The 10,881-nt window shown below is 37.6% G+C and carries 10 protein-coding genes and 1 rRNA gene; 3 read left to right on the plus strand and 8 right to left on the minus strand.

Annotation, left to right across the window (positions count from 1 at the left end; translation table 11 throughout):
• Positions 1-168: 168 nt before the first annotated feature.
• The 5 genes from OWO01_RS13095 to OWO01_RS13115 all read right to left on the minus strand — a co-directional run bounded on the left by OWO01_RS13095 (position 169) and on the right by OWO01_RS13115 (position 5,513).
• Positions 169-879 carry a zinc metallopeptidase gene (locus OWO01_RS13095; RefSeq protein WP_268780913.1) on the minus strand — a complete coding sequence of 237 codons (711 nt, stop codon included), beginning with the start codon at positions 877-879 and terminating at the stop codon, positions 169-171.
• A gap of 244 nt (positions 880-1,123) precedes the next feature.
• Positions 1,124-2,482, minus strand: a complete 1,359-nt coding sequence (locus tag OWO01_RS13100; protein ID WP_268780914.1) for a sensor histidine kinase — start codon at positions 2,480-2,482, stop codon at positions 1,124-1,126.
• Positions 2,483-3,154, minus strand: a complete 672-nt coding sequence (locus tag OWO01_RS13105) for a response regulator transcription factor (RefSeq protein WP_268780915.1) — start codon at positions 3,152-3,154, stop codon at positions 2,483-2,485.
• 136 nt (positions 3,155-3,290) lie between these two features.
• Complete coding sequence (locus OWO01_RS13110) at positions 3,291-4,292, minus strand: D-2-hydroxyacid dehydrogenase (protein WP_268780916.1); 1,002 nt, start codon at positions 4,290-4,292, stop codon at positions 3,291-3,293.
• Entirely contained in the window at positions 4,293-5,513 is a 1,221-nt protein-coding gene (locus tag OWO01_RS13115; protein WP_268780917.1) for an aminotransferase-like domain-containing protein, read from the minus strand.
• A gap of 528 nt (positions 5,514-6,041) precedes the next feature.
• Between OWO01_RS13115 and OWO01_RS13120 the strand changes: the two genes are divergently transcribed.
• Together OWO01_RS13120 and OWO01_RS13125 are read left to right on the plus strand one after the other, a co-directional pair.
• Complete coding sequence (locus tag OWO01_RS13120; RefSeq protein ID WP_268780918.1) at positions 6,042-6,695, plus strand: ThuA domain-containing protein; 654 nt, start codon at positions 6,042-6,044, stop codon at positions 6,693-6,695.
• Positions 6,696-6,775: 80 nt separating this feature from the next.
• Positions 6,776-7,351: a Maf family protein gene (locus OWO01_RS13125; protein WP_268780919.1), complete on the plus strand. Its 576-nt coding sequence runs from the start codon at positions 6,776-6,778 to the stop codon at positions 7,349-7,351.
• 125 nt (positions 7,352-7,476) lie between these two features.
• Here the strand turns inward: OWO01_RS13125 and OWO01_RS13130 are convergent, their stop codons facing one another.
• Together OWO01_RS13130 and nagA are read right to left on the minus strand one after the other, a co-directional pair.
• Positions 7,477-8,124, minus strand: coding sequence for an SDR family oxidoreductase (locus OWO01_RS13130; RefSeq protein WP_268780920.1), 648 nt, complete (start codon positions 8,122-8,124; stop codon positions 7,477-7,479).
• A 103-nt stretch (positions 8,125-8,227) separates the two neighbouring features.
• Complete coding sequence (gene nagA / locus OWO01_RS13135) at positions 8,228-9,379, minus strand: N-acetylglucosamine-6-phosphate deacetylase (protein ID WP_268780921.1); 1,152 nt, start codon at positions 9,377-9,379, stop codon at positions 8,228-8,230.
• 431 nt (positions 9,380-9,810) lie between these two features.
• On the opposite strand from nagA, the gene OWO01_RS13140 reads away from it, so the two are divergent.
• On the plus strand, positions 9,811-10,449 hold the full coding sequence (locus OWO01_RS13140; protein WP_268780922.1) for a GDSL-type esterase/lipase family protein: 639 nt from the start codon (positions 9,811-9,813) through the stop codon (positions 10,447-10,449).
• 306 nt (positions 10,450-10,755) lie between these two features.
• Here OWO01_RS13140 and rrf read toward each other — a convergent pair.
• A 5S ribosomal RNA gene (rrf, locus tag OWO01_RS13145) occupies positions 10,756-10,871 on the minus strand.
• Between the last annotated feature and the right edge of the window lie 10 nt (positions 10,872-10,881).

The following is a 10,881-nucleotide window of genomic DNA, read 5'->3' on the forward strand; positions in this document are numbered from 1 at the left end:
CAATTTGTCCCGGAGCAACCGTCCGTAAGACTCACCTTGAAAACAACGAGAATATCAAGTGGTTTAAGTGGGAGTAACAGACACTAGCACCCCGAATGGTTCAAGGGCCTTTAGGGCTAACAATCAGTGGGGGAATACCTAAAAACCCCCCACTGATTGAAGTTTCCTTTATCGTCTATTTCCACCTCGGAAAATCATAATGAATTTAAGTAACTGTAAAACAGCCATTAATGTACTAGCAACATATGTTAATGCAGCAGCACTTAATACATTACTAATCCCTTTTTCTTCCCGATTTTCAATTAAACCTAAGGAAACTAATTCTTTTTTCGCTCTACTACTTGCATCGAACTCCACTGGCAGTGTAACAACTTGGAACAATACTGCAGCCGCAAACAAACCAATTCCAATTCCAATTAAGTTGCTCCCTAATGGACTATCAATAGACAATAAAAAACCTGCAATAAATAAGATCGGTGCCATTCTCGAACCAAGTTGAGCAGCTGGAAATACACCGCTACGAATTTTCAACATCACATAACCTTGATGATGTTGAATCGCATGACCAACTTCATGTGCAGCAACAGCAAGCGAAGCAATCGATGCACCACTGTAAACAGGACTAGATAAACGAACTGTCTTACTTCTTGGGTCATAATGATCAGACAAAGTTCCGTTTCTTGACTGTTCAATTGTTACATCGTGTAAACCGTTATTATCTAAAATTCTTCTAGCCACTTGCAAGCCTGTCATGCGAGAACTAGCACCTACTCTGGACCATTTTTGAAAATTCGATTGTACTTTTGATTGCGCCCAAAGCGCCAATCCTAATGCTGCAAAAATCAATAAATCCATAACTGGATGATAGAAAAAAAACATTGTCTCAACCTACCTTTATCTTTATTTTATGCGGGTACATACGGATGCATGTACACCTTCTTTTTGTAATTCTTCCGCGAACTGATGTAACGATTTTTGTACTTGCTTTTCTTTCATTTTAAGGAGATATTTGTCTTCAATCAACCTTAAGTGACAAGTCAGTAACAACTGATCCACCTCGCTTTATTGAATGATACCCCCTTATTATAAATGAAAATTATGAACTAAATATGAACTAGCACTACTATTTTTTTGATTCAGTATAGGGAATGGTGACGATAAAACAAGACCCTTCCTCTATTTTACTCTCCACATCAATAGATGCCTGATGTAAAGTTACTATTTTTTTCACGATCGATAATCCAAGACCATTGCCCTTTGTCTCACTACTTCTCGCTTTATCTACTTTGTAAAAGCGATCGAAAATATATGGCAATTCCTCTTTAGGAATACCGATCCCTTCATCGGTAATCTTTACTTTTACATTCATATCTTCACGATCTAAGTCGATAATAACTTTACCAAACGGTTCACTGTATTTAATGGCATTTGTTATTAAGTTTAACCAAACTTGCTCAAACAAATCTTGGTCCGCGTAAATCCTTTGTTGGGTTAATCGCAATTCCATCTTCATCTCTTTTTCTTGCCAGAGAGGTTCTGTTGCCAATACAGCTCTTCGTAATTGTTCATCTAAACGATAATGATCGGGATGGTATGGGTGGTGTTCAGAATCTAAAGAAGCCATTTTCAAAAGGTTATCGCTTAAACGAGACAAGCGGTCCGTTTCTTGATAAATAACCTCTAAATATTCTTTCTGCTCTTCTGCTGCAACTAAACCATCTTTTAAAGCACGTGTATATCCTTTAATGGAAGTTAAAGGAGACTGAATTTCATGAGATACATTACTTACAAAATCTTCGCGCACCTTCTCCATATTCGATAACGAAGTAGCAAGTTGATTAAAACTTTTCGTCAACTTTCCGATTTCATCTTTTTTATTAGTTTTTAATCGCACCGTAAAATCTCCGGTAGCCAATTGCCCTGCTGCATTAGTTACCGACTGTATACTCGAAACAAAATAGCGAGATACTAAGGCAATAAAAATACTACCAATCAACAAAACCAGTAATAAAACAAGAAAAATAATCGTTTGAAACGCTAGTAATTCTTGTTCAAAGTCAATGATAATAAATAAATATTGTTGTTGCCCTTCAAATTCAATCATCGTTCCCACTAATCGAATCGAAGGGTGTTGTTCAACAGGAAAGGTGAGCGTCTTTTCTGCTGCTTGATTACGAATGGCGTAGATCATTTCATCCGTAATCCATTCAATCGACATGCTATCTGTGTACGTTTGGTACGACTCGTTTAACAAGACAGCATCTACCGATAAATCATCCAACAATTCTAGCAACCGAGGAAGCTGTTCACCTTCAACGATATCCAGCAATTCAATCACATGATTGGTGGTTGACTCCATTCGATCTTGATAAACTATATTATCATGAAAAAAAACCGTCGCAATGAAGTATGAAGCAAACAGACTAACCATTACACCCGAAATGAAAGTAAAGACAAATTTCAAATACAAACTTCGTGCCATCTACTTCACAACCTCCAAACGATATCCTAATCCTCGAACCGTCCGGATGTGGAGGGAATCTATCGGGGTTAATTTTTCTCGTAGCCTCTTTATATGGACATCGACCGTGCGTTCATCTCCTTGATAATCAAATCCCCAGATTTTTTCGATTAGTTGTGTTCTTGTTAAAATTTTTCCTGGAGCATGAGATAACTCGAGTAATAGTTGACATTCTTTTCGTTTTAAATCAATGGTTTGACCATTCTCTTCGACAGTTAGGCATTCCAGATTAATCGTCACATCACCAATTTGATTAATTTGTTCGGAAACGACATTATATCGTTTCAACAGTGCCTTAACACGTAAAATCAATTCAACAGGATCAAATGGTTTAACAAGATAATCGTCCGTTCCAGCTTGAAAGCCTTTTACTTTATCTTGTGACTCACTTTTTGCTGTCACCATCAAAATCGGAATATCTAAGAAACTGCGTATATCTCTCGTTAACTCTATACCATCAACTTCTGGCATCATCACATCGACAATTACTAAATCAATTGCATTTTTTTCAAGTACATGCAAAGCGGTTTTACCATCGCCAGCTTCCATAACGGTAAAATTACTGTCTTCCAGATACAATCTCATCAATTTACGAATATGTGCATCATCATCTACGACAAGAATTGGATTCATTTCTACTCACACCCTTTAGCTAACTAACCATCCTAAGATTACCACGTTCGATTGCTTGATGCTATTCTTAGGTGATAAAAACAAACAAAAAATAGACCATCCTTCTTCATCGGACGGTCTATTGCTAAGAAAATAATTAGTAGCCCTTAACTTTATTCACCACATTAAGTAGTGGATCTCCTGCGATAAATCTTTTGATATTTTGATAAAACAAATCAATAATTCGATCTGTATTTTTTGGAGAAAGATATGCTTGGTGTGGGGAGATAATCACGTTATCCATATGCCAAAATGGGTGCTCATCCGGTAATGGCTCCACATCAAAAACATCCAGTGCAGCTCCAGCAAGATGGCCAGCTCGTAAACTCTCTACCAAATCAGGTTCGACTACTGCATTTCCTCGACCAACGTTGATCAACACACTTCCTGGTTTCATAACCTTCAAACGCTCACGATCTAAGAAATCATCCGTCTCTTCCGTTGCCGGCAAAGCTAATACGACAAAATCGGCTTTTCCTAACACATCATTGACCTGATCCATACCAACGATCAAATCTGCATAATCGTTTTCAGGATTATTTTGGGAAGGATTTCTTCGACACCCAACCACATGCATATCAAATGCTTTACAACGTTTAGCGATCTCTGAACCGATTTGACCATAGCCGATAATAGCAATGGTTGAGCCCGATAAATCTTTTACCATTGCCTTTTCCCAATTTTGTTGTTGCTTATGTTTTAGCAATGTTGGTACTTGTTTGGCAAAACTAGTAATCATCGCAATCGTATGCTCTGCAATCGGAATCGAGGTACATCCACGTGCATTCGTAATAATAATGTCTTGATTGATCGTCTCTTCATGGAGCATTGCATCCACACCCACACTATGCGATTGTACCCATTTTACATTGGGTGCTTTTTTCAAAATAGAAAGATCATCAGTCAAACCTAACGTGAAAATGATGTTACAATCGGAAAGATCTGCACTTGGTTCTGGTTCTGTCTCTCCCATTTCCCAAGGATCAACAATCACTCTCTCACTAATTCCTCGCAACTTTTGTAAATGCTGATCGGAAATGGAGCTTCTAAAATATATGGATGGCGTTATTTGGTGGGTTTTAATCTTTGTCATCGTCATCTATTCAGCCTCCTGAAATAATTGTAAGTTTTTGTTTGCAAAATAAACTTCTGCAATTTTTTTTATACCTTCATCAATCTTTTTTTCGTCACAAAACGTAAAACATAAACGGAGATGATTAAACTCCAAACATCCTTCATAAAAATATTCACCCGCAATAAAGTTGACACCTTTATCCACACACGCTTGAACAAGATGGCTTGTATTGACACCTAAAGGAAAAGTTAACCATAAAAAGAAGCCGCCTTTAGGTACAACAAATGTAACTTCATCACCAAAATAATTTAACACGGCAGAAATCATTGCTTCACAACGTTCTCGGTATAATTGTGTTATCGAAGAGATATGTGTTTCAACATTCATTTTTTCTAATACATTTGCTACAATCTCTTGTACGAAAGCACTTGTCGTTCCATCTACTTTTAATAAATGCATTTTCTGTATTACGGAATCATTGCCAATCGCCCACCCCATGCGAATACTTGGAGCGATTAATTTTGAAAAGGTACTTAAATAAATAACCCGCTCCGGTGCATAATGGTAGATTGCCGGTACGTAAATATTAGAGAAGTTCAAATCAACGTATGCATCATCCTCTAAAATGAAAAAGTTATATCGATAAGCAAGTGCTGCAAGCTTTTTGCGGCGCTCTAGTGATAAATTAACTCCTGTAGGATTATGATAATTTGGCATGACATAAATCATTTTGGGCAAAGGCTGATGATTGTTTGTTGCATCAATCAGTTCCTTTTCTATTGCGTCTACATCGACTCCATTTTGATCGACGGGAAAGGAACGTAAACGAACTCCTGCTAATTGAAAAATTCGTACTGCACCAAAAAAGGTAGGAGCTTCTATCCACACTTCGTCATTTTCATCTGTTAATGTCCTTACAGCTAGATCAATTGCTTGCATCGAACCTGTAGTCACAAGGACATTTTCTGCACTTGTTTCAATGGAACGCAACTTAGATCGATCTACAATCCACTGTGCGATTTTTTTCTTACCATCCCCACCAGTGTACTGAAGCGCTCTGTCTCCGTCTGTCATTAAACTATAGGTGGTTGCATCAATGATCGGTTGAATTGGGAAGGTCTCTGGTGCTGGAAAACCAAAGGAAAGAGGAATAGCATCTTGTTGGTTTTTAGTAAAAGCGGATCCCACTATAGGGATGGAATCTGAAAAGCGACTCGAATACGTAAACTCATTTAGTTGTGGCATAGAATTTACCTCCCTTATTCCATAAACGATCTTCGTTGAACATATTGGTCTTGTCATTTGTTTGAGATTTTATCTAAAATAAAAAAATTGCCCAACGCCCTGATCTTTTTATTAAACTAACCAAGGCGTTGAAGCTAGACACTAAAAACCACCTTATTCGTTTGGGAAAGCTGTAAAAGGAATGGTTCATACCTTTAATATAAGCTGATTTCAAATAGTTTCAATTCATTTGTTAACTTATCTTACAATGATTTTTCTATTTTTGTGCGATTATCTACCCCTACAATTTGTCTGTCACGCATTGACTAGACCTAGATAATGGCGGTGGAGGGTTATACACCATGTAGTTACTTTGCTCACGTTAGATTTGTTTATGTATTTGTATTATGATTAATGTAGAAGTTTTTTACCGGTTGAAAACGAAGACAGCTATTAAAGAGAAAGAGGAAATCCAAGTTAATGATATGGAAATAAATATTGAACAGTGGTCTTCACTAAAGAATAACGATCCATAGGAGGTAAATGAAAATGAAAAAAATCGTTGCACTATTAGGAGATTATTATCATCACAAGGATGCTATTCAAGAAGGATTAGAGACTGCTCTCTCTCCCATTGAAACGGAACTTGACGTTCAAATTATTGTCACCGAAGAGCTTATTAGCAGGCTTAAAGAGCAGCCAGATTTGTTCATTCTTAATAAAGAAAACCGACTAAACCCGGAAGATGGGGTGATAAATACATGGATGAACGAAGAAATAGAAAATGCGATCGTTGATTATGTCAAAACGGGTGGAAGCATTCTTGCTTGGCACGCTGGCATGGCACTCTATCCAACAGATGGAAACTATACTCAAATGCTTAAAGGCTATTTCAAGTACCATTCACCTGGCATGCAAGCAATAACCTACCATAATAAGGACACAAGTTTCACCATAGAAGACGAGCATTATATGGTGCATTGTCAGAAAGAGCAAACAAATGTGTTTTTAACAAGTACCTCCACAGAAGGAGAATCGATCGCAGGATGGCAGCATAACTTCGAAAACGGTAAAGTTTGTTGCCTCACACCAGCACACACAAAAGAAGGCATCCTAGACACCCACGTGCAAAAAATGTTATTGAAAAAAATCCTGTGGTGCCTGTCACCCGTCGGTTTTTGTCGAAACACCACTTTAGAGTAGGGATAACCTTCTATAGTAAGCACATATTAAACGAGGGAAGTTTCAACTAACCATTCATTCTTACATCAGGAGGAATATTCATGGCAAATAAACTTATTTTAGCTTCCTCGTCACCAAGAAGACAAGCACTACTAAAACAAGTAAATCTTCCTCACCAAGTGACAGTTTCTTCTTTAGATGAGACACTAGTGACAAACAAAGATCCACTAGAAAAAGTAAAACAATTAGCAACACTTAAGGGCCGAAATGTACCCATCAAACACGCGGATGAAGTAATTTTATCTGCAGATACTGTTGTATCTTTTCAACAAAATATTTTCGAAAAACCAAAAAACAGTGAAGAAGCTAAGAAGATGATCACATCATTAAGCGGAGAAGAACATGAGGTCTATACTGGTGTGATGATTCGTTCTTCTGAAAAAGAGGTTGTATTTGTTGAACAAACAAAAGTTAAATTTTGGCCATTATCTGAAGATGAAATCAATTGGTATATCCCTACTACTGATCCTTATGATAAAGCTGGCGGATATGGAATTCAGAGTATCGGCGCTATTTTTGTTAAACAAATGGTTGGGGATTATTATAATGTGGTAGGATTACCAATTTCCAGAGTCGTTCGAGAACTTAAAGCATTCTCTGTATTTCCAGTAGTATGATAGCTCTTATCCTTCTCTAAATAATAAGGAAAGTAATAAACCTCCTAGCACATAATTTAGGAGGCTTATTACTTCTTCTTTGTGGTATTTTCTTGTTCCAATCATTAGTCTTATTGTTTCCTCTTTTACAATGATTCAACTGCCTCGTCTACTGGTGTGTTTCCCGATACAATCTGAAATTCTTTTTTGATCGTGTCACTATTTTTTATGCTATGGAAAATAACCGAGGCAACATCCTCACGTGGAATCTCTCCTCGTTCTACTTTTTCAGCAGCAGACACTTTCCCTGTTCCTTTGTCATTCGTAAGTCCACCTGGGTGAATAATTGTATAATCTAAATCTGTTGCTTTTAACCATTCATCAGCATAGTGTTTAGCGGCCACATACGGTGCAAATGATTCAGGTGCCTCTTGAATTGCCTCTCGAGTTGTATCAAATGAACTCACCATAATAAATCGTTTCACACCAGCTGTTTTCGCTGCTTCAATTGTTTTTACCGCACCATCCAAGTCAACCATAATCGTCTTATCTTTCCCAGTCTTCGGACCTGAACCAGCAGCAAACACAATAACATCTACTCCGTCAGCTGCTTTAGCGATCGCTTCAACATCTTGCTCTAAATCAACAAGTGCTGTCTCCGCACCTAGATCTTTAAAGTATTCAGCTTGCTCTTCTTTTCGAATCATCGACCTCACTTCATAATCACTCTTTTGAATGAATTGAACAAGATGCTTCCCAACTTGACCATTTGCTCCAACTACAAGAATCTTCATCGTTTTCATCCTTTCTATTTATTAAACAATTCCTCTTATATATATACATCCTATCTTGTCACGAACATTGATGTCCAATAATCCGGTTTGAAAACAGTAAAAACTATCTCATTTGAAAAGCAATTTCCCCACGACAAAAAGTGTATTGAAGTTGTAGATCTTGATCAACAAGGAGTAGATCGGCATCTTTTCCTATTGCAATGGACCCTTTCCGGTCAAACACTTGAAGTTGACGGGCAGGATTTACTGACGCCATATTCATAACATCTCGCAAACAGACACCAGGTACACGCATCATCCTTGTTGCAGCATCAATCATGGATAAGATACTCCCTGCCAGCGTCCCGTCACTTAAAACCGTACGATCTTGAAACACATGAACCTTTTGTTCTCCTAAATCATACTCACCCGGTTCGAGTCCTTTGGCTCGCATACTATCTGTAATCAATAACAACCGCTCACTACCGATATTCTGATAAATCAGTTCTAACATATTTTGATCAAGATGAATGCCATCCGCAATGATTTCTGCCATGATATCCTCTGTTAAAAAAGCAACACCAACAGGTCCCAAATCTCGGTGGTGAATCCCGTTCATAGCATTACATAAATGCGTCAACTGGTTCACCCCATGTTGAAGGGCTACTTTTGTTTGTGAAAAATTCATATTGGTGTGTCCAGCAGACACATTAACCCCTATTTTCCGTAGTGCTTGAATGAATACACCATTTGGATCATGTTCTGGTGCCATCGTAATAGTCTTGATTTTACCTTTCGAAAGTTTTTGCCAATGATGAAATAATTCAAGATCTGGCTTTATGATAAATTCAGCTGGCTGAGCACCTGCTTTTGCTAGATCAAGAAATGGCCCTTCTAAGTGAACACCTAATAATTCTGCTCTTTTGTCTTTCATTTGATAATTAGCGGCGGCACGGAGAGCTTTATCAATCTTTTCACGCGATTGCGTAATCGTTGTCGCGAGGAAACTCGTTGTACCTTCTGCTACTAATGATTTCGCCATCTTATCTAAGGCTTCGATCGTCCCATCCATGACATCAACGCCATGCGTTCCATGAATGTGAGTATCAATAAAACCAGGAATCAGATGAAGACCTTTTCCATCGATCTGTTCTGAATCAACGAAGTTATTTGGAGTTCTTTTAGGATATATTCCGGCTATTTTTCCTTCTTTAATGAAGAGATCCCCAACAAAAGTATCATCTTCTGTATAAATAGTTGCTTGTTTTATAATCATAGAGCTCCCACCTTCGACATTGTTTATCAAAATATAACGGACAGAATAAAGTGAAACTTCAATCAGTGGGGGGGCTTTTAGGTATTCCCCACTGATTGTTAGTCCTAAAGGATGACCTAAAGGCCCTTGAACCATTCGGGATGCTAGCGTCCGTTACTCCCACCTAAACCACTTGATTTTCTCGTTTTTTTGAAGTGGGAGTCTTACGGACGGTTGCTCCAGGATAAAATTATTTTATCATAAAAAACTGGGGTTTTAGGTTTTAACTATCTGATTGTTTTTAAACGATTAAGGGGGAAATTGTAAGTCTTATGCATTTCTCATGATTGCTAGGTTTATTGATAACAAAAAAGCTGTTATAATCCGGTTACTAAACCATACAGCCATTATAAGTTATTCATATACTATTTTAAGTATGGGGAGGTGAATGAATGAGCAAGAGTTTAAACTATGTAGCTTTAGGTGATTCGTTAACAGTCGGCAGTGGTGCGGGATTATCACGCGGATTTGTGAAGCGATATGCATCGTTATCAGAAAGAACTTTAAACAATCGAATACTCGTAGCTATTTTTGCGAAGAATGGTATGAGAAGTAAGGAGCTCGTAGCATTAATAAAAACTGATACTTATGTAAGAAAAAAAATCGCAAATGCTAATATGATTACAATTACGATAGGCGGAATGGATTTATTAGATACAAACCGATTGATTCATAAATCAAGTAACTTCCAACTTTTCCAGGGGACGATTGATAACGTGTATCACAATTTAAAAATAATTCTTGCTGAAATACAATCTTTAAAAACTAAGTATGTCTCTCCATACTTCATTCGAATCATTGGTGTCTATAATCCATACCCAAATCTACACTATAGCAATTATTGGGTAAATCAATTCAATAACAAAGTACGTTCACTCTGTAATAATAAGCTGGTTCATTTTGTCGATATCTCACCAATATTTCGATACCGTCCAGAATTACTATCGATCGACCGTCTACACCCTAATCGTACGGGATATCGTTACATTGCAGATCAAGTAGCTGCTGCAGGATATTATCCGTTTACTTAATCATTTAAATTCAATAGGTAATCCCTTAGCTAAATTCAATAGGTAATCCCCTAGCAACCGTTCGTAAAACTCCCGATTATTCAAAAGAAAAAGAAATCAAAGTTCATTTATACAGGAGTAACGGACGTTATCAACCCGACGGTTCATCCTTTTTGGCTAATAATCAGTGATAGAATAGTTAAAATATCCACTGATTAACAGGTAATACAAAGCGGATTTTTCTTCATCTCGCAAATACAACAATGATAACAAAAAAGAAAACCTTTCTTGAAGTGAATTCTTCATGAAAGGTTTTCTTTTTTGTTTGCATAGCGACGTCCTACTCTTGCAGGGGCAAGGCCCCAACTACCATCGGCGCTGAAGAGCTTAACTGCTGTGTTCGGCATGGGAACAGGTGTGACCTCTTCGCTATTGTCACTAAACATTGAATAT

This window comes from Natronobacillus azotifigens, assembly GCF_026805325.1.
Taxonomy (GTDB): domain Bacteria; phylum Bacillota; class Bacilli; order Bacillales; family Amphibacillaceae; genus Natronobacillus; species Natronobacillus azotifigens.